Consider the following 18,825-nt stretch of genomic DNA (forward strand, 5'->3'; position numbering starts at 1 on the left):
TTGCTTGATGCGGCACTAGGTTCGAGCCGCAGTGTGCCCATACGACGGGACGCGCGGGGGAGGAACCTTCATGGCGTGGGACGACTGGGAGCAGCTCAAGAGCACGGCGGGCGGGCAACAGCCGACCGGGATGCAGCTCAATCAGGTGCCCGCGGACCCGGGAGGGTCCGGCACGGGAGGACTCGTCGTGAACCAGGACGACCTGGGAGCCGTCGGGCACGAGGCGTTCATTCTGCACGGCGAGCTGGGCAAGGGTGCGGACCTCGCCGGGATGGGGGCGGACAAGAGCGGGGCGGGATCGACGATGCAGGCCTCTTCGGAGCTCTCGCGGAACCACTTCGCCCTGGGCCCGGCCCTCGGAACCGCCCTCAGCATGTGGGACACGTCCCTGAAGACCCTGCTGCAGGCTTGCGCGCACATCTCCAACCACCTCGACTACAGCAAGGGACAGCACGCGAACGACGACGCCCAGATCGCCGCTTCACTGCGGCATCGGGACGGCAGCGCGGAGTCCTGGTCGAAGATCAACGAGTACTTCAAGTAAGCGCGGGGAAACGGGCGGAACAGGGGAACAGCGGTGGGCAGCCTCACTCTCACAGACCTCGTCGAGGTCGATCTCGGCAAGCTGGGCGCGGCCGTCGCGGACTGGAAGAAGGCCGCCGACAGCCTCAAGAAGCTGGCGGGCAACGCCGACAGCGGTATGTACGCCAAGTCGGAGCGTGCGCGCTGGCAAGGTGACAACGCCACGGTGACCCGCGACTTCGTCCGCAAGACGAAGAAGGAGTTCGCCGACGCCCAGGCGCAGGCCCAGACGACGTACCAGCTCCTCGAGGACGCCCACTCCGAACTCGTCGGCATCCAGAAGAAGGTGAAGACGGCCGTCGGCACGGACGCGGCCAATCTCGGCTGCCGCATCGAGGACATCGGCGGCGGGGCCGTGCGCTGGTTCTTCCCGCACGTACGGGGCGACACCGACGAGCGGACACAGGCACAGCGGGACGCGGCCCAGGCCCTCGCCGACCGTGTGGCCGGACTGATCGGACACGCGTCGGAGATCGACGCCTCGGTGTCGCGGGCGCTCGGCAAGTCGCACGGCAACGACCCGAACAACTTCGGGCACACGAACTACGACTCGCTCGACGCGGCCCAGGAGGAGCGCGCCGCCGAACTCGCCCAGAGGAGCCTCAAGCTCTACAAGGAGGGCAAGGAGCTGTCGGAGGAGGAGCTCAAGGAGCTCCGTACGATCCTCAAGTACAACGCGGACGACCAGCCCTTCGCCACCAAGCTCTACCGCGACCTCGGTCCCGAGGGCGCGCTCAGGTTCCAGGCACAGATCTCCCTGGACGGCACCGCGGAGGGCGGCACCCAGCTCCAGCTCGCCCGCAGCATCCAGGACAGCATGGGCGTCGCGCTCGCCACCGCGCAGCCGAAGCTCGGCGACGAGTACACCCAGGAGCTGATGAAGCTCGGGCGCAGCAACCTCGACCTGGAGATGCTGGGCAACCGCATCGAGCCCAAGGGCTACCAGGTGCTCGGCACCCTCTTGCGCCACGGCACGTACGAGAAGGGCTTTCTCGACAAGGTCGGCAACGACATGATCGCGTACGAACGGGAGTTGGACGGCGGCGCCTGGTCCCGCCCGGACGGCAGCTACGCGGGCATGAAGGGCTTCGGCCTCAACGCCGACGCGACCGGCGGAGGCGGCTGGGACCCGCTCACGGGCCTCCTGGAGGCGTACGGCCGCAACCCCGACGCCTCCACCGCCTTCCTCCAGGCGAATGTCGCGGGTCCCGGCGAGAGCATGACCAACCTCGACTACCTGATGGGCATGGGCTCCGACGGCAAGGGCGAGGGCGCCCGCACCTGGATCCCCGACGCAACGTCCCCGATGACCGCGGGCGAGGACAAGGTCTTCGGCAAGGACGCGCTCGGCCACGCGCTGGAGGCGGCGACGACGGGCATGCCGTTCGACCACGGCCCGGTGTCCCCGCACCCGGAGCACACGCCGGAGCGCCTGGCCATCATGGAGAAGGTGGTCAACTCGCTGGCGGGGGACCCCAAGCTGATGGACGACAAGATGGCCGACAGCATGGGGCGCATGGCGGGCGAGTACATGCCGGAGATCAACAACACGCTGCGGCTCGGCGATACGTTCGCCGATCTGTATGGCAATCCGACCAGCTTCAATGCTGTCGCGACCACCGAGTTCCTGGACACCGTCGGCCGGAACCCGGAGTCATACGCCGAGGCGACATTCGGTGCGGAGAACTACTCGGCGACGTTGATGCACCAGGTCGTCAACAACCCGGACGGGTTCACCGGCAACCCGGCGGACAACCTCAAGCACATCGCCTATGGGACGGGCACCGTCGAGGGGATCCTGGGTGGCGCACGCCACGACGAGATCCTCACGAAGGGCCAGTTGAGCGACCAGGACTACAACGACCAGCTGCAGAAGCGCGCCGACATGTTCAACACCGTGTTCGGTTCGACGGTCGGCCTTGCCACCGAGCGCGTCCCCATCGCCGGCGAGATCGTCACCGGAGTCACCGAGACCGTGGTCGGTGAAATCGTCGAGGGTGCCGAGCGGAACACGTCGGCGGAGACGGCCCACAAGGCGGGCGAGAGCTCGTTCAATGCGCGTGAGACCGCCGCCGACCAGTCACTGAGCGGTCTGTCCACCGCCGGGACACCGAACGGGGTCGACCCGACCCTGCTGCGCCAGGAAGTACACACTCGGACCGGCGACGGATACGACCACGGTAAGGAACTACAGCGTGAGGCCAAGGACCACTACAAGCGCAACCCTCCGAAGTAGGCGAGCATGTCGGTGACGAGAATGTCCGTGCGGAGTGGGGTTTTGGTGCTCGCCGGAGTGTTGACGATCGTGGCCGCCGGGCTGGGCGTCTGGCTCTATGCGGGCGACGGCGAAAGCGAGGCCGAGCCGCTGAGCGCACCCGCGAAGCCGTGCTGGGACGGGACGCCGAGCCGGGCGTCGTTGCAGAAGTTGCTCGGGCCGGGCAAGGAACTGCTGCACGAGAAATCGGAGTTCGGTGTCGTCACGGACCATTCGTCCGCCCACTGCCAGTACGAGGCGCTCGGTGACAAGCGGCTGGACACGGTGCTTGACATGGATGTCGCCTGGGGACAGGCGCTGCCCGGAGCAGACGACCCCCTCGGCGCCGATGCCCGCCCCGGAGACAAGCCGACGCCTTTCGCCGCCGGTGCTCGCGCCTACTATCTGCGGGCCACGCAGCGGATCTACTTCGAATGTCGGCCGGACTATCCGGCCGACGCACCGGCCCACTTGAAGAAGAGCCGGTATGTGTCGGTGGACGTCTTGGCCCGCCCCATGCCTTCCGCCAACCTGAGCGCGAAGCAGGCTCGTGAGGTAGGTCTCGACATGGTCCTGGAGGTCGCCAACAAGGTTGCCGACCAGGCGGGTTGCGCCAACGACACCAACCTTCCGAAGAATGCTCCACGGGTCGATGAGCCGAACTGGCCTCAGTTCGATTAGAGGTGGAGGCATGCCGGTGGCAGCGACGTCCAAACGGGGCAAGGTCCTTGTTCTCGCTGGAGTGTTGGCGATCGCGGCTGCCGGGCTGGGTGTCTGGCTCTGGGTGGGCGTCGGTAAGGGGGAGGACAAGCCGTTGAGTGCGCCGGCCAAGCCGTGTTGGGACGGGACACCGGACGGGACGCCCAGCCAGGCGTCGGTGCAGAAACTGCTCGGGCCCGGCAAGGAGCTGCTCCTCAAGAAGTCACTGCGCGGGGCGATCAAGGACCACTCCCTGAGTTACTGCGCTTACGACGTCGAGAGCGATGCTGGCGTAGAGCATGTGCTCACCGTGAACCTCAGTTGGACGAGCGAACCTCCCAAGGCGGACGACTTCCAGGCCGCAGGGGCTCTCGACGGCGACAAGGCGACGAAGTTCGACGCCGGTGTGCACTCCTACTATCTGCGGGCCACGAACCGGCTCTACTTCCAGTGCGATGCGGATCAGCCGAAGGATGCCGGGGGCGACGTCGGCAACGGCAAGTACGCGATGGTGGACGTCCTGGCACGCCCGATGGACTCCGCTCATCTCACGGCGAAGCAGGCCCGTGAAGTCGGTCTCGACATGGTCCTGGAGGTTGCCCACAAGGTCGCGGGCCAGGCGGGTTGCACCAACGACACCAACCTTCCGAAGAGTGCTCCACAGGTCGACGAGCCGAATTGGCCTCGGTTCCATTAGGGGTGGGGGCATGACGATGTCGAGAATGTCCGTGCGGGGCAGGGTCGTTGCTTTCGCTGCCGTGTTGGCGATCGCGGGTGCCGGGCTGGGTGTCTGGCTCTGGGTGGGCGACAAGGGGGAGGCCAAGCCGCTGAGCGCGCCGGCGAAGCCGTGCTGGGACGGGACGCCGAGCCAGGGGTCGATGCAGAAGCTGCTCGGGCCGGGCAACCGGTTCTCCCTCGAGAAGTCGCCGTACAGGGTGATCAAGGACCACTGGCCGAGTTACTGCGCTTACGACGTCGAGCGTGACGATGGCGTTGAGCCCGTGCTGACCGTGAGCCTCAGTTGGAGCAGTGAGCCTCCCAAGGCGGATGATTTCGAGGCTGCTGGTGCTCTGAGGGGTGACAAGGCGAAGACGTTCGAAGCCGGGGTGCACGCCTACTACCTGGGGCCCACGAACCGGGTCTACTTCCCGTGCGATGTGGATCAGCCGAAGGACGCTCCGGAATACATCCGGAACGACAAGTACGTGAGGGTGAACGTTCTCGCCCACCCCATGCGTTCTGCCCACCTGAGCGCGAAGCAGGCCCGTGAAGTGGGCCTCGACATGGTCCTGGAGGTCGCACACAAGGTCGCGGACCAGGCGGGCTGCACCAACGACACCAACCTTCCGAAGACTGCTCCACAGGTCGCCGACGCGAACTGGCCTCGTTACCACTAGAGGCGCGCCCCCGCGAGAGCAGCTCTACGCGACGCCTCCCGACACCGTCGTCACCGTCTCGTTCTGCAGCAGGAAGAGCCGCTTGCCGTCGGACGTCAGCTTCAGGGACTTGGTGCTGTGCTGGGCGTGGGTCCAGGCCTGTTTGCCCGTGTCCTTGTGGAGAGCCACCGCGTCGAAGGACTTGGGGTCCTTGCCGGAGACGTCGCAGACGTGGTCCCCGAGGAGTTGGGGGCGGAGGCTGGGCAGCGGCACGCTCTTGATGTCGGTCGCCCAGACCTTGCCGCCGTCGCTGAGCCGGCGGCAGTTCAGGGTCTGCCACGCGGCGACGTACACGCGGTCCCCGTCGACGGTGGGCGAACCCCAGTCCCGCCCCGCTTCGGGGGCGACCGTCCACGCGTCCTTGCCGTCCGCCAGGCGGATCGCGATGAGCGATCCACCGCCCACGATCACGAGGCCCTCGTGGATCACCGGCATCGAGCCGAAGCTGTTCCCCTTGGGCCGCATCCAGAGAGTGTCTCCGGTACGGGTGTCGAGCGCGGTGATGGCGCCCGAGTCGGACTGGAGGACCAGGTGGTCCTTGCTCGCCGCGGCGTAGCCGGTGCCGAACACGGATTTGGCGGTCCACAAGGTCTTGTGGGTTTTCGTGTCGAGGGCGCGGATGGCACCGTCGTGGGTCACGGCGAACAGCGCGTCGTCGTTCGCGGCGAGGAGCATGGCGGCCTCCATGCCGGCGGCCCATCGCTCCTTGCCGGTCGCCGGACTGATGGCGTGCACGGTGCCGGACCCGTCCCCGGCCGCGATCAGACCGCTGGGCATGACCACGAGTTCCAAGGACGCGGTGACCTTCGACGTCTGCCACTTCTGCTTGCCGTCATCCGCTCCGTAGGCGACGAGACCGCCGTCCTTCGCCCCGAAGACGAGGACCCCGTCGATCGCGACCGCCGGAGGGCTGAACGGATCGGCGACTGCCAGGGGGCCCCAGAGCCGCGTGCCCGCCGGGGCGGTCTTCGTACCGTTCCCCGTGGTCGCGCCCTCCGCCTGTTCGCGGCTCAGCAGCCAGGCGGCTGTGCCGCCTCCGGCGGCGAGGACGGCCACGCCCGCCGCGAGTCCGGTGAGGAAGCGGCGGCGGCCCGGAGGCTGCGCGACGACCGTGCCGGGCTGGGTCGACCACTGCCGCGCACCGGTCTCACGGTGCTGGATGTCCGCGGCCAGCGCCCCCTGCTGCCAGATCCGATCCGCGCGCCGCGGCGGGGCGAAGGCCGTGCGGATCTGGTCGGGGGAGGGGCGGAAGGCGGGATCCTTCGCCAGGCACGGGCCGATGAGCACGCGCAGCGGTTCGGGGACGCGGCTCAGATCCGGTTCCCCGTGCACCACTTCGTACTGCACGGCCGCCACATGACCGCCCGAGTACGTCCGTACGCCACTGGCCGCGTAAGCCAGTACCGCCCCCAGCGAGAAGATGTCGGCGGGCGGCCCGACGCGCTGTCCCAGCACCTGCTCGGGCGCGCCGTAGCCCGGTGTCACCGGCGCCTGGCCGGTGGTGGTGAGGGTGAGTCCGTGCTCGGGCCGTGCGATACCGAAGTCGATGACGCGCGGCCCGGACGAGGTCAGCACGATGTTCGCGGGCTTGAGGTCGCGGTGGATCAGCCCGGCGGCGTGAATGGTCCCGAGGGTGTCGGCGAGGGAGGCGGCGAGTGCGCGCAGGGCGTCGTCGGGCAGCGGCCCGTAAGCGTCGACCGCCTGCTCCAGGGTCGGCCCCGCGAGGAACTCCGAGGCTATCCAGAGGCGGCCGCCCTCGGTCTGGGCGGCGAGGACCCGCGCGACACCCCGCCCGGTGACGGACCGGGCGGCCTCGGCCTCGCGCAGGAACCGCTGCACCATGTGAGCGTCGTTCGAGAGCTGCGGCAACAGGACCTTGACGGCCGCTGTCCGGCCCTGGTTGTCGTGGCCGAAGTACACCTTGCCCATGCCACCGGCACCGAGGACGCCGACGAGACGGTAGGGGCCGAGCCGGAGCGGATCGCCGGGGCCGAGGGGGTTCATCGGAGGTTCGTCCTCAGGTCTTGGTCTGGGTCTGGGTCTGCGGCTGCGGCTGGGGCTGGGGTTGGTCCGGGCAGGCCCGGGTCCGAGCCCGGGGTTCGGTCCGGGGGCCGGGTTCAGGTTCAGGTGAAGAGGAGATTGACGGCGATGACTTCCGCGTCGTCCGTGAGGAAGAGACGCGGGACGCGTTCATGGAGACCGAGGCTCTGCGAACCCCGTGCGAAGGACCACCCCTGGCGGTGCGTCTCCAGATCGACGGAGCACACGCTGCTGTCGGCCACGACGTACACGAACCTGTCGTTCACGACCACCGGTACCGCCGGGTCGGGCCGGTCCTTGGTCTCCGCCTCCCACCGCAGCTTCCCGTCCGTGGCGGACACGGCCACGACGCCCTTGTCCTGCTCCGCCGCGTAGACCACACCGTCGCGCAGGGCGGGCGTACCGTACGCGCCCGCCGGCCGGCCCGCGCCGAAGGCCCAGGCCGCCTTGCCGTCGGCGAGGCGGAGCGCCTGGAGCCGCTGCCCGCCCACGTACACATGCCTGTCGTCCGCGGCGAGTGAGTTCGGTGCGAGCGCGGAGCCGCCGTGCTTCCCGCCGGGCAGGGTGATCCGCCACACCTGCCGGCCGGTGCGGACGTCGAAGGCACTGACGTCGAGGCCGCTGCCGTTCTCCGCCGGTCTGCGGAGAATGAGCCGACCGCCGGCGACGGCGGCGACGATGACGTCGTCGGAGCTCCCGACGTCCTTCCCGCGCAGGGGTGAACTCCACTTCTCCTTGCCGGTGCGGACGTCGAATGCCCTGAGGCTCCAGAGGAAGCCTCCTCGGTGCTCCGCGGCGACGTACGCCGTGCCGTCGGCGACCCTGAGCAGCGCGGTCCGGCGCATGGGCGTGGTGAACGTGGCCACGGGGGTCGTGCGTCCGCCCAGCGGGTCGACGGTGTGCAGCAACAGCCGGTCGCGGTACGGGCCGCCGGGGAGCAGGATGTGGATCAGCTTGCCGTCCGTGTGGACGTGCCGGGATTCCCGGACGTCCTTCACGAGCCAACGGCGCTCTCCGTTCAGGGCCGCGAGCCCCAGCAACCCCTCACCGGTCGCCATCATCACGACGTCCCCGACGGGGAGCGGCGCGAGCGGCGCCGCCGCTCCCGCCTCGCCGTTCTTCGGGGGGAGGACGTTCTTGCGCCAGGCCTGGCCCTTGACGGGCGGGGCGGGTGTCCCGGTGACCGGCTGAGCGGTCGCCGTCGGGCCTGCCGCACCGCCGGCCCCGCCGGCCGTCCCGCCGTCGGGATCCCGCAGCCACGCCCATGCGCCGACACCCGCGCCCGCGGCCGCGAGCGCCGATCCGCCGGAGACGGACAGGAGCCTGCGGCGGCTCATCCCGGTACGGAGCCCGGAGTCGGCGACGGTTTCGGCGAACGGCGCCTGGGCATGGTCCGGCACCGGGAGGCGGTACGGGGCGTACTGCCAGACCTCGGTCGCTCGGCGGGCGATCTCCGCGAGGAGGGTGTCGGGAAGATGGTCGGCGAAGTCGCCCCGCCCGTCGTGGAGTTCGGCGGCGAGTCGTGCCGTGCCGGGGCGTTCCTCCGGGGCCTTGGCGAGGCAGCGCGCCAGGATCGGGATCAGGGCCTCCGGGACTCCCGTCAGGTCCGGTTCGGCGTAGCGGACGCGGTAGATCAGGTCTGCGGCCTGCCCGGTGCCGAAGGGACCGTGGCCGGAGGCGGCGAAGACCAGCACACCGGCGAGGGCGAACACGTCACCCGCCGGGGTGTGTTCCTGGCCGGTCGCCTGCTCGGGGGACATGAAGGCGGGCGTGCCCGCCGCCGAACCCGTCCGTGTGAGGCGGTCGTCGCCCGCCGCCCGCGCGATGCCGAAGTCGATGATCTTGGGTCCGTACCCCGTGACCATCACGTTCGAGGGCTTGAGGTCGCGGTGGACGACATCGGACAGATGCAGCTGACCGAGTGCCCCCGCGAGCGCCGCACCCAGCGCGCGGACCGACGGTTCGGGCAGCGGTCCCGCCAGCGCGACGGCATCGTCCAGCGGAGGGCCGAGGACGTATTCCGTGGCCAGCCAGGGCGTCTCGGCGAGGGGGTCGGCGTCCACGACGGTCGCGCCGTGGTGGCCGCCGATGACACGCGCCGCGTCCGTCTCCAGCTGGAAGCGCGTGCGTGAGGCGGGGTCCGACGCGATGCCCTGGTGCATCGTCTTGAGCGCGACGGTGCGGCCGCCCGCCGACCGCGCGAGGTAGACCGTGCCCATGCCGCCGGTGCCGAGACGGGCGATCAGCCGGTACGCGCCGAGACCGGAGGGGTCGTCGTGAGTGAGAGGAGAGAGCACCCCTCACCGCTCCGGGGTCTGCGGGACACGGATTTCGGCGGCGAGTACTTCGGCGGACTGCCGGGCCACCGCGGCCACTACCCGGCCGGGGAGCCAGCCGGGCGTCAGCAGGGCCGCGGCCGAGTCCAGAACCGTGGCCGAGGGCGCGGCCGACACCGTAGGAAGGGCCGTCAGCACCTCGACCGCGCTCGGGCGGGCCGCCGGGTCGCGGGTCAGGCACCTGGAGATCAACGAGCGCAGGGAAGCAGGGAGTTCGGCGCTGTCGGGAACGGTGTGACCGGTCGCCGCGTAGGCGAGGACCGCGCCCAGGGCGTAGATGTCGCCCGGCGGCCGCGGCCGCCCGCCCGACGCCTGCTCGGGCGCGAGGCTGCCGGGCTCCAGACCGGGCAGCCCGGAACGCTGCTCACCGTCCGGTGCCGCGGCCCGCACGGCGCCGAAGGAGGTCAGGCGAGGGCCGTCCCCGCCGAGCAGGACGGCAGCCGGGGAGAGTCCGGCGTGTGTGACACCGGCGGCGTGCGCGCCCGCCAGCGTCTCGGCGAGTGCCGCGCCGATGACCCGCACGGTGCGTTCGGGCAGCGGTCCGCCGTGAACGGCGAGCGCCACGGGCAGCGGCAGCGCGGGCAGGTAGGGGGAGGAGTACCAGGGGGCGCCGGACGGGGGCGAGACCTCGGTGACGGGAGCGACCCAGGGGACGGACAGCAGTCGGGCCGCGTCCGCCTCGACGAGGAAGCGGGCGGGATCGGTTCCGTCCAGGGGCGCGCTGAGAAGCACCGTACGGTCGCCGTCCGGGCTGCGCGCGATGAACCGGCGCTGAGGCACGGGCGGGAAGCCCGGGCCGGACGGATCGAGCCGGGTGATGAGGTGGTACGGCCCGATCAGGCGCCGATTGGGCGCGCGCGAGCCTTCCGTGTGCGCTCGTTCCATGTGCAGAGCCCCCGTGTCGTTCATGAACGAACAGGAGCCTACTCACGAGCTGGTGCGGCCCGGAGGGTGGCCCTGACAACAGCCTTGCGGATGCAACCCGGACACGGATTCCGGCGACAACGGCCGCTGCCCCGGCCTGCGATCGGAGCCGAAGACGTCGGGGGTGTGGGCTGCGCAGACGCAACAGGGGCAATGGGCACGGGAGATGCGGAGGCGGGAGCCCTGTGCGGGTCTCGCGGACCGCGTCGGACGAGGGCGGCATCGGCGTCCCGCAGGCGAACGGGCCGACCGCGGTCCTCCCGCGTACGACCTGACGGCAACGGCCGGCGAAGGGGCCCGCGGACGGCCCTCCGGCGTTGCCCGCGCGCGGAGGAACGCGTGGGGGGCTGAGACCGGGTTCGAGACGGATGGTGCTCAAAAGGGCGGCACCCGGGGGTGCCGCCCTTTCGTCGTGCCTGGTCGGACGGTGAGGCCGTGGCGGGAATCGAACCCGCGTAACTCGCTTTGCAGGCGAGTCCCTGAACCACTCGGGCACACGGCCGTGTTTCTCTTCTCCACCGACCGTAGGCGCGGCCCCCGCGCCGCTCAAGAGCGGCGGGCGCCCTGCAATACGACTGCCACACGGCGTTCATGGTCGTACGACCAAGGGACCAGTCCGGACCCGTCCAGCGACAGGGTTCACGATGCGCTTTGCCCCTTACTGTGGGGGGCATGACCGTCCTCGAACCCCGTGACGCCGAGGTCACCCCGCCCCTGCCCACCGGCGTCGCGCCGTCCGACGACGGTGAGCAGGGCGGGGTCCTCGGCCGGACCCATCGTGCGCTCAGCGTCGGCATCGTCTCCGTCGTGCTGCTGATCGCCTTCGAGGCGACCGCCGTCGGTACCGCGATGCCCGTCGCCGCCCACGAGCTGCACGGCATCGAGCTCTACGCCTTCGCCTTCTCCGCGTACTTCACCACCAGCCTCTTCGCCATGGTGCTCTCCGGGCAGTGGGCCGACCGGGACGGGCCGCTCCGGCCGCTCGCCACCGGCATGGCAGCCTTCGGGGCCGGGCTGCTGCTGTCGGGGACCGCCGGTGCGATGTGGCTGTTCATCGTGGGGCGAGCCGTTCAGGGTCTCGGCGGCGGGCTCGTGATCGTCGCGCTGTACGTCGTCGTCGGGCGCGCCTACTCCGAGCGGCTGCGGCCCGCCATCATGGCCGCCTTCGCCGCGAGCTGGGTGATCCCCTCGGTCGTGGGGCCGCTCGCGTCCGGCACGGTCACCGAACACCTCGGCTGGCGCTGGGTGTTCGTCGGGATCCCCGCGCTGGTCGTCTTCCCGCTGGCGCTCGCGCTGCCCGCGATCCGGCGGATGGCGTCCGGCCCGGCGGATCCCGCCGGGCCGCGGCCCGTCTTCGACGGCCGTCGCATCCGGCTGGCGCTGGGCATCTCCACGGGTGCCGGGCTGCTCCAGTACGCGGGTCAGGACCTGCGCTGGCTCTCGCTCGTACCGGCCGCGGCGGGCGCCGCCCTGCTGGTGCCGGCGGTGCTCGGTCTGCTGCCACCGGGGACGTACCGCGCGGCGCGCGGGCTGCCCTCCGTCGTCCTGCTGCGGGGCATTGCCGCGGGCTCCTTCATCGCCGCCGAGTCCTTCGTCCCGCTGATGCTGGTGACCCAGCGCGGGCTGTCGCCCACGATGGCAGGCCTCTCGCTCGCGGTGGGCGGCGCGACCTGGGCGCTCGGTTCGTACGTACAGTCCCGGCCGCGGCTCGAACCGCACCGGGAGCGGCTGATGCTGACCGGCATGGTCTTGGTCGCGGCATCGATCGCCGCGGCGCCGAGCGTGCTGATCCCGCAGGTCCCCGTGTGGATCGTCGGCGTCGCCTGGGCGTTCGGCTGCTTCGGCATGGGCATGGTGATCGCCTCCACGAGCGTGCTGCTGCTGAAGCTGTCGGCGCCCGAGGAGGCCGGCGCGAACTCGGCGGCGCTCCAGATCTCGGACGGTCTGTCGAACGTGCTGCTGCTGGCGATCGGCGGTGCGGCGTTCGCGGCACTGGGCGGCGGGTCGGTCGCCGGCCACGGCGTCTCGGCGGCGGGCTCGCACCCGGCGGCGTTCGCGGCGGTGTTCCTTCCCATGGCCGCCGTCGCGCTGGTGGGGGCCTGGGTGGGGACCCGGCTCGGGGAACGGTGAGGGCGGTGCGGGAACAGGGGAGAGGCTCTTTCGCGCACCCCCGCGCCCGCGACCCGCACGGCTCGCGCCCGCTGTGAGTCACATCTCAACACCCACGTCACCGGCCCCGTCCCCCTCAGCCCGCACCCGTCGCACCGGTAGGGTGGCCCGGTTGTCATATCTGGACGAGCGGCGAACCGGAGATCGTGACTACTACCGCCTCCCACTCCCATCACCTCTCACCCGCCTTTCCCGGGCGTGCTCCGTGGGGTACCGCCAACAAGCTGCGTGCCTGGCAGCAAGGGGCCATGGAGAGATATCTCCAGGAGCAGCCGCGTGACTTCCTCGCGGTCGCCACCCCCGGCGCCGGCAAGACGACCTTCGCGCTCACCCTCGCGTCCTGGCTGCTGCACCACCACGTCGTCCAGCAGGTGACCGTGGTCGCGCCGACCGAGCATCTGAAGAAGCAGTGGGCGGCCGCGGCCGCGCGGATAGGGATCAAGCTCGACCCCGACTACAGCGCCGGACCGCTCAGCAAGGAGTACCACGGCGTCGCCGTGACGTACGCCGGTGTCGGCGTACGCCCGATGCTGCACCGCAACCGCTGTGAGCAGCGCAAGACCCTCGTCATCCTCGACGAGATCCACCACGCCGGTGACTCCAAGTCCTGGGGCGAGGCCTGCCTGGAGGCCTTCGACCCGGCGACCCGGCGGCTCGCCCTCACCGGTACGCCCTTCCGCTCCGACACCAACCCGATCCCCTTCGTCACGTACGAGGAAGGCAACGACGGCATCCGGCGGTCCTCCGCCGACTACACGTACGGCTACGGCAACGCCCTCGCCGACGGAGTCGTCAGGCCCGTCATATTCCTCAGCTACAGCGGCAACATGCGCTGGCGCACCAAGGCCGGCGACGAGATCGCGGCGCGGCTCGGCGAGCCGATGACGAAGGACGCCATCTCGCAGGCCTGGCGCACCGCGCTCGACGCGCGCGGTGAGTGGATGCCGAACGTGCTGCGCGCGGCCGACCAGCGCCTCGGTGAGGTACGGAAGTCCATCCCCGACGCCGGCGGCCTCGTCATCGCCTCCGACCAGGACTCGGCGCGCGCGTACGCCAAGCTCATCCGCGAGATCACCGGGACCAAGGCGACCGTCGTCCTGTCCGACGACACCGGATCCTCCAAGCGCATCGACGACTTCAGCGAGGGCACCGACCGCTGGATGGTCGCGGTCCGCATGGTGTCCGAGGGCGTCGACGTGCCGCGCCTGGCCGTCGGTGTGTACGCCACCACCATCTCGACGCCCCTCTTCTTCGCCCAGGCCGTCGGCCGTTTCGTGCGCTCCCGGCGCCGGGGCGAGACGGCGTCGGTGTTCCTGCCGACGATTCCGATGCTGCTCGGCTTCGCCAACGAGATGGAGGTCGAGCGCGACCACGTCCTCGACAAGCCGAAGAAGGACGGCGAGGAGGATCCGTACGCCGAGTCCGAGCAGGAGATGGACGACGCGAACAAGCAGCAGGACGAGGACACCGGCGAGCAGGACATGCTGCCGTTCGAGGCGCTGGAGTCCGACGCCGTCTTCGACCGGGTGATGTACAACGGCGCCGAGTTCGGCATGCAGGCGCACCCGGGGAGCGAGGAGGAGCAGGACTACCTCGGCATCCCGGGCCTGCTCGAACCCGACCAGGTGCAGATGCTGCTCCAGAAGCGGCAGGCACGGCAGATCGCGCACAGCCGCAAGAAGCCGGACGAGGAGGCCGACCTCCTGGAGCTGCCCGCGGAACGGCGGCCGGTCGTCTCGCACAAGGAACTGCTGGAGCTGCGCAAGCAGTTGAACACGATGGTCGGCGCCTACGTCCACCAGAGCGGCAAGCCGCACGGGGTCATCCACACCGAGCTGCGGCGGGTGTGCGGCGGGCCGCCGAGCGCGGAGGCGACGGCCGGGCAGATCCGGGAACGGATCAAGAAGGTCCAGGAGTGGGCGACGCGCATGCGCTGAGGCCGGTGCCTGTCCGTGCTCGGGTGCCTGTCGGCAGTCCCGCACCTGTTCGTGCTCGGGCACCTGTCGGTGGTCCGGCACCTGTCGGCAGTCCCGCACCTGTCCGTACGCGCTGACGCGCTGACCGTCCCCCGGGCAGCCCCCCTGCCCGGCCCCTCGGGACTCCCGTGCCCGCGGTTCCCCTGTGCGGCCGGGTTTCCGTGGCGCGCCCGGATTCTGGACGAGGTCTTCCGCTGAGCGGACCATCTCGCTACTGTCCCGGCAACGCATACGCCCCGTGGCAGCGCCGCCGCGGAGCGCAGCCGGCGTGCCATGGCCTGCCGGCGGCCTCTGGGTGCGACGCCGACGGGACCGGTGTCAGTCGTTGCCGTGAGCGGGCCGCCGTCACTTCACTCCGAAGGAGAGGGCGTTGTGACCGCGGAGACCTCCCAGACGCTCGACCGGGGACTACGAGTCCTCAAGCTGCTCGCCGACACCGACCACGGCCTCACCGTCACCGAGCTGTCCAACAAGCTCGGCGTCAACCGCACGGTCGTGTACCGCCTGCTCGCCACCCTTGAACAGCACGCACTCGTCCGCCGCGACCTCGGCGGCCGGGCCCGGGTGGGCCTCGGCGTGCTGCGCCTGGGCCGCCAGGTGCACCCGCTGGTGCGGGAGGCGGCGATGCCGGCGCTGCGGTCGCTGGCGGAGGACATAGGGGCCACCGCACATCTCACCCTGGTCGACGGCGCGGAGGCGCTGGCGGTCGCGGTCGTCGAACCGACCTGGACGGACTACCACGTGGCCTACCGGGCGGGGTTCCGGCACCCGCTGGACCGGGGCGCCGCGGGCAAGGCGATCCTGGCGGCCCGCCAGGGGGGCGCCAAGGAGGCCGGGTACACGCTCACCCATGGCGAGCTGGAGGCCGGGGCGAGCGGGGCGGCGGCCGCGCTCGTGGGGGTGACGGGGATAGAGGGGAGCGTGGGTGTGGTGATGCTCGCGGACTCGGTCCCGGAGAGAGTGGGGCCGCGGGTGGTCGACGCGGCGAAGGAAGTGGCGGACGCGCTGCGCTGACGCGGGTACCCGGGATGCCGAACGGCCGCCCGGCCCCGGTGCTCAGCACCACGGCCGCCCGGCCCTGGTGCTGAGCGGTGCGGGAGACAGCTGCCGACCTGGGTCGTCGGGACGCCGACATGGTCCGGTCCCGGCGTCGACAAGGCGAAGGAAGCGGGCGTACAGGGTGCGCTCACACCGCCACCGGACCCGTCCGGGCGCCGACGCGGCAAGGGCGTACCCCCTGCGCTCGCCCTCACGGAACCGTCCGGTCCGGGCGCGGCGGTCCGGGTGCGGACCGGAGTGGGGAAGCGCGCCCAGATACATTGGCGCCGTGCTCTCCAGTCTCACGCGTCACCGCGCTGTCCTCGTCTGCGCCCTGCCCGTCGTCGCGCTCCTCGCCGCCGCGGGTTTCGCACCGCTGCCGTACGCCGTCGCACAGCCCGGCTCCACCGCGAACGTGCTGGGGAGCGACAAGGGCAAGCCGGTCATCACGATCAGCGGGGCGCCCGTCCGCAAGACGTCCGGTGAGCTGCGGATGACGACGATCATCGCGACCGGGCCGTCCGCCGACGTCTTCCTCGGGGACGTGGTCGACAGCTGGTTCCGGACCGACCGGGCCGTCATGCCCCGGGACTCCGTCTATCCCGCGGGCAAGTCGGACCAGGAGGTCGAGCGCCGCAACCTCGAGGACATGGTCAAGTCGCAGGACGCCGCCTCGCAGGCCGCGCTCGACTATCTCGACGAGGACCCGGCGAAGGTGAAGGTCACTCTCGAGCTCGCCGACATCGGCGGGCCGAGTGCCGGGCTGCTGTTCTCCCTCGGTGTCGTGGACAAGCTCGACGGTGACGGTGCCGGCGGCGACCTCACCGGCGGGCGCACGATCGCCGGTACGGGCACGATCACCGCGGACGGCAAGGTCGGCGCCGTCGGTGGGGTCTCCCTGAAGACGCAGGCGGCGCGGCGCGACGGCGCGACCGTCTTCCTCGTGCCGAAGGGGGAGTGCTCGGACGCTCAGGCCGAACTGCCCAAAGGGCTGCGGCTGATCCCCGTCACGACTCTGAAGGGCACCGTGGAATCGCTTCGGGCTCTGAACAAGGGCGCGAAGGTCCCTTCCTGCTGACCTGTTCCGCCGGGCGGGGCCGATCCTCCGGGCGGGGCCGATCCTCCGGGGCCTGCCCGTCCGCGGGGCCGGGCCGGGTTGCCTCGGGCGCTGGCACGTCCATCTCCCGCCAGGCCGGGAAGAGGGCCGGGGCGAGCGTGGCGAGGAAGTAGAGCGCGCCGAACGTCAGCATCGCGGCCGGCAGGCCCGACTGCTCGACGACGAATCCCGCCGCGAGTCCGCCGAGTGGTGTCGTCAGCAGCACCCCGGCCGTACTCACGCCCGCGACCCGGCTGCGCAGTTCGTCCGGCACGCGTTCGTACATGACCGTCGTCAGAATCGGGTTGAGCATGCCCGCCCCGAGTCCGCCGATCGCCATGGTCACGGCCAGTGGCGCCGTACCGTCCACCAGGGCCGCCACTGCGAACCGGGGCAGTCCGCAGAGGAGGAACGCCACGGTGAACAGGGCGCGCCGGGGGAAGCGGTGGCCGATCGCGCCGTACAGCAGCGCGCCGAGCAGGGCGCAGCCCGCGAAGACGGCGACGAGCAGCCCGAGATGGCCCGGGCCACCGAGGTTGTCCTTGGCGTGGACCGGCAGGAGCACCGAACTCCAGCCCTGGTCCAGCCCGTTGGTGAGCATCACCATCAGCATGACGGCCAGCAGCAGCCGGTGGCGGACGAGGAAGGCGCAGCCCTCGCGCAGTTCGCGGCGGTAGGCCGCGAGCGAGACAGGGGCGGATGCCTTACGCGGTTCGGCCGCGCCGAGTCCGCGGACCCCCACGGCGATGAGCAGGGCCGATACGCCGAAGGTCGCGGCGTCCAGCAGCAGGACGGCCTCGGCGCCGGTGAACGCGATCAGTGCGCCCGCGAGTGCGGCACCGGCCATGCGTGCGCCGCGGGACACCGCGTCGAAGAGGCTCGCGGCCCGGGACAGCGGGGTCCCCGCCGCTTTCGCGAGGTCGGGTACGAGGACGTAGCGCGAGGTCTCGCCCGGTGCGTGGAAGAGGCCGGTGACGGCCATCAGCGCGCACAGCATCCAGAAGGCCAGCACACCGGCGTAGTGCAGCAGCGGGATCGCGGCGACGGCGAGGGCGCAGATCAGGTCGGAAGCGATGCTCACCCGCCGGCGGCCGATGCGGTCGATGACCGGTCCGCCGGTGAGGGCGGACACGACGACCGGCACGGTGGCGCAGAAGGCGACCAGACCGGCCTTGGCAGGGCTGCCCGTCGTCTCCAGCGCGAACCACGGGACGCCGACGAGGGTGAGCGAATTGCCGGTGATGGAGACGGCGTTGGCGGCCAGTACGGCGGCGAGCGGCCGGCGTCCCGCGCCGCCCCCGGGTCCCGCGCCTCCCCCTGATCCCGCGCCGCCCCCCGATCCCGCGCCTCCCCCCGGTCCCGGTGGTCGACCTCCCTCCCTCTCGGTGGTCGCCCGGGTGTCCCCCCGCCCGGTCACGCGATGCGCGGGGATCGTTGCGGAGCCCCCTGCACGAGCCGCAGGCCCCAGGCGACCAGCGTCCAGCCCAGCCGGCTGCGCAGGGCTGCCGGCGCCGGACGGAGCGCGAACGACACGGCCTCGGCGCGCAGTTGGCGTGCCCGGTCCTCGTGCAGGAGCCGATGTATGTCGGGATGCATGCCGGATGTCCTTTTCAGGCGGTGGTGCGCGGGAAGGAGTGCAGGTGCATACGGACCTGAGCGGCGTCCTCGGCCTCCGGGCCGGGCGCCAGATCGCGGTAGCTCTCGATGACCGCGTGCAGCTTGTCGTTGAGCTCTCTCGCCTGCGCGGGCGTGAGACGGAGGGTGAAGTCGCTGAGGTCGGAGCTGCGGCGCCAGTCCTCCGGCCATTCCCGCGACGTGCCGAGCCAGGTGCCGACCTCCTCGGTGTGGTGGGTGGCGACCTCGTGCATGAAGAGGTCGGCCGCCCCGCGCACCGCGGGATCGGGGTCGCTGTAGAGGGACTCGTCGAACATCGTGCCCTCGACCACCGCCCGCCACCATCGCTCGCGGCCCTTGCCGCGTTCGGGGTCGTCCTCGACGAAGCCGTGGGCGGCGAGCTGACGCAGGTGGTAGCTGGTCGCACCGCTCGACTCGCCCAGCCGCTCCGCCAGTTGGGAGGCGGTGGCGGGGCCGTCGTGGCGCAGTGTCTTGAGCAGGCGCATCCGCAAGGGGTGGGCGAGACCGCGCAGGGATCGCGGATCGAGATGGCGGATCGGGCGGGGATCGGGCTCGGTCATGTTGCAAAGGTAGCTTTGCAACAAGATGCTTGCAAGCACTTCTTTGCAAAGAGTGCTTGGTAAGTTTCGGCGGCCGCGGC

At 71.0% G+C, this 18,825-nt stretch carries 15 protein-coding genes and 1 tRNA gene; 9 read left to right on the forward strand and 7 right to left on the reverse strand.

All coding sequences use genetic code 11. The annotated features are described in order from the left end of the window. The first annotated feature begins 70 nt into the window (after nt 1-70). The 5 genes from RPQ07_RS23030 (at nt 71) to RPQ07_RS23050 (ending at nt 4,932) form a co-directional block, all read left to right on the forward strand. The gene (locus tag RPQ07_RS23030; protein ID WP_313946071.1) at nt 71-544 is read left to right on the forward strand and encodes a hypothetical protein; all 474 of its coding nucleotides are present in this window, start codon (nt 71-73) and stop codon (nt 542-544) included. 33 nt (nt 545-577) lie between these two features. After that, a complete protein-coding gene (locus RPQ07_RS23035) occupies nt 578-2,818 on the forward strand; it encodes a DUF6571 family protein (protein ID WP_313946072.1) in 2,241 nt (746 codons plus the stop codon). A gap of 57 nt (nt 2,819-2,875) precedes the next feature. Beyond that, a complete protein-coding gene (locus tag RPQ07_RS23040; RefSeq protein WP_313946073.1) occupies nt 2,876-3,517 on the forward strand; it encodes a hypothetical protein in 642 nt (213 codons plus the stop codon). A 10-nt stretch (nt 3,518-3,527) separates the two neighbouring features. Next, nucleotides 3,528-4,232, forward strand: a complete 705-nt coding sequence (locus tag RPQ07_RS23045; RefSeq protein WP_313946074.1) for a hypothetical protein — start codon at nt 3,528-3,530, stop codon at nt 4,230-4,232. A 61-nt stretch (nt 4,233-4,293) separates the two neighbouring features. After that, nucleotides 4,294-4,932, forward strand: a complete 639-nt coding sequence (locus RPQ07_RS23050; protein WP_313946075.1) for a hypothetical protein — start codon at nt 4,294-4,296, stop codon at nt 4,930-4,932. Nucleotides 4,933-4,956: 24 nt separating this feature from the next. Here RPQ07_RS23050 and RPQ07_RS23055 read toward each other — a convergent pair whose 3' ends face one another. From RPQ07_RS23055 to RPQ07_RS23070, 4 genes are all read right to left on the reverse strand, one after another. Further along, nucleotides 4,957-6,975 carry a serine/threonine-protein kinase gene (locus RPQ07_RS23055; protein WP_313946076.1) on the reverse strand — a complete coding sequence of 673 codons (2,019 nt, stop codon included), beginning with the start codon at nt 6,973-6,975 and terminating at the stop codon, nt 4,957-4,959. 119 nt (nt 6,976-7,094) lie between these two features. Then, the gene (locus RPQ07_RS23060) at nt 7,095-9,308 is read right to left on the reverse strand and encodes a protein kinase domain-containing protein (protein ID WP_313946077.1); all 2,214 of its coding nucleotides are present in this window, start codon (nt 9,306-9,308) and stop codon (nt 7,095-7,097) included. Nucleotides 9,309-9,311: 3 nt separating this feature from the next. Then, on the reverse strand, nt 9,312-10,256 hold the full coding sequence (locus RPQ07_RS23065) for a serine/threonine protein kinase (RefSeq protein ID WP_413777768.1): 945 nt from the start codon (nt 10,254-10,256) through the stop codon (nt 9,312-9,314). A 445-nt stretch (nt 10,257-10,701) separates the two neighbouring features. Further along, nucleotides 10,702-10,773, reverse strand: a tRNA-Cys gene (locus RPQ07_RS23070). A 170-nt stretch (nt 10,774-10,943) separates the two neighbouring features. On the opposite strand from RPQ07_RS23070, the gene RPQ07_RS23075 reads away from it, so the two are divergent. The 4 genes from RPQ07_RS23075 (at nt 10,944) to RPQ07_RS23090 (ending at nt 16,532) form a co-directional block, all read left to right on the forward strand. Beyond that, the gene (locus tag RPQ07_RS23075) at nt 10,944-12,401 is read left to right on the forward strand and encodes an MFS transporter (RefSeq protein ID WP_313946078.1); all 1,458 of its coding nucleotides are present in this window, start codon (nt 10,944-10,946) and stop codon (nt 12,399-12,401) included. Between the two features lie 182 nt (nt 12,402-12,583). Next, nucleotides 12,584-14,377, forward strand: a complete 1,794-nt coding sequence (locus RPQ07_RS23080; RefSeq protein ID WP_313948990.1) for a DEAD/DEAH box helicase — start codon at nt 12,584-12,586, stop codon at nt 14,375-14,377. A 411-nt stretch (nt 14,378-14,788) separates the two neighbouring features. Next, nucleotides 14,789-15,430, forward strand: a complete 642-nt coding sequence (locus RPQ07_RS23085; RefSeq protein WP_313946079.1) for an IclR family transcriptional regulator — start codon at nt 14,789-14,791, stop codon at nt 15,428-15,430. A 313-nt stretch (nt 15,431-15,743) separates the two neighbouring features. Beyond that, nucleotides 15,744-16,532, forward strand: coding sequence for a S16 family serine protease (locus RPQ07_RS23090; protein ID WP_313946080.1), 789 nt, complete (start codon nt 15,744-15,746; stop codon nt 16,530-16,532). Here RPQ07_RS23090 and RPQ07_RS23095 read toward each other — a convergent pair. From RPQ07_RS23095 to RPQ07_RS23105, 3 genes are all read right to left on the reverse strand, one after another. Next, a complete protein-coding gene (locus RPQ07_RS23095; RefSeq protein WP_313948991.1) occupies nt 16,462-17,814 on the reverse strand; it encodes an MFS transporter in 1,353 nt (450 codons plus the stop codon). The two genes, RPQ07_RS23090 and RPQ07_RS23095, sit on opposite strands and share 71 nt — an antisense overlap. Before the next feature lie 149 nt (nt 17,815-17,963). Beyond that, complete coding sequence (locus RPQ07_RS23100; protein WP_313946081.1) at nt 17,964-18,146, reverse strand: hypothetical protein; 183 nt, start codon at nt 18,144-18,146, stop codon at nt 17,964-17,966. A gap of 14 nt (nt 18,147-18,160) precedes the next feature. Further along, on the reverse strand, nt 18,161-18,745 hold the full coding sequence (locus tag RPQ07_RS23105) for a helix-turn-helix domain-containing protein (RefSeq protein ID WP_313946082.1): 585 nt from the start codon (nt 18,743-18,745) through the stop codon (nt 18,161-18,163). Between the last annotated feature and the right edge of the window lie 80 nt (nt 18,746-18,825).

Source organism: Streptomyces sp. AM8-1-1 (genome assembly GCF_032229325.1).
Classification (GTDB): domain Bacteria; phylum Actinomycetota; class Actinomycetes; order Streptomycetales; family Streptomycetaceae; genus Streptomyces; species Streptomyces achmelvichensis.

Coding starts and splice junctions, on each gene's coding strand:
- RPQ07_RS23055 (WP_313946076.1), bottom strand. CDS start 6,975: ATGAACCCCCTCGGCCCCGGCGATCCGCTCCGGCTCGGCCCCTACCGT.
- RPQ07_RS23105 (WP_313946082.1), bottom strand. CDS start 18,745: ATGACCGAGCCCGATCCCCGCCCGATCCGCCATCTCGATCCGCGATCC.
- RPQ07_RS23045 (WP_313946074.1), top strand. CDS start 3,528: ATGCCGGTGGCAGCGACGTCCAAACGGGGCAAGGTCCTTGTTCTCGCT.
- RPQ07_RS23075 (WP_313946078.1), top strand. CDS start 10,944: ATGACCGTCCTCGAACCCCGTGACGCCGAGGTCACCCCGCCCCTGCCC.
- RPQ07_RS23065 (WP_413777768.1), bottom strand. CDS start 10,256: ATGAACGACACGGGGGCTCTGCACATGGAACGAGCGCACACGGAAGGC.
- RPQ07_RS23100 (WP_313946081.1), bottom strand. CDS start 18,146: ATGCATCCCGACATACATCGGCTCCTGCACGAGGACCGGGCACGCCAA.
- RPQ07_RS23030 (WP_313946071.1), top strand. CDS start 71: ATGGCGTGGGACGACTGGGAGCAGCTCAAGAGCACGGCGGGCGGGCAA.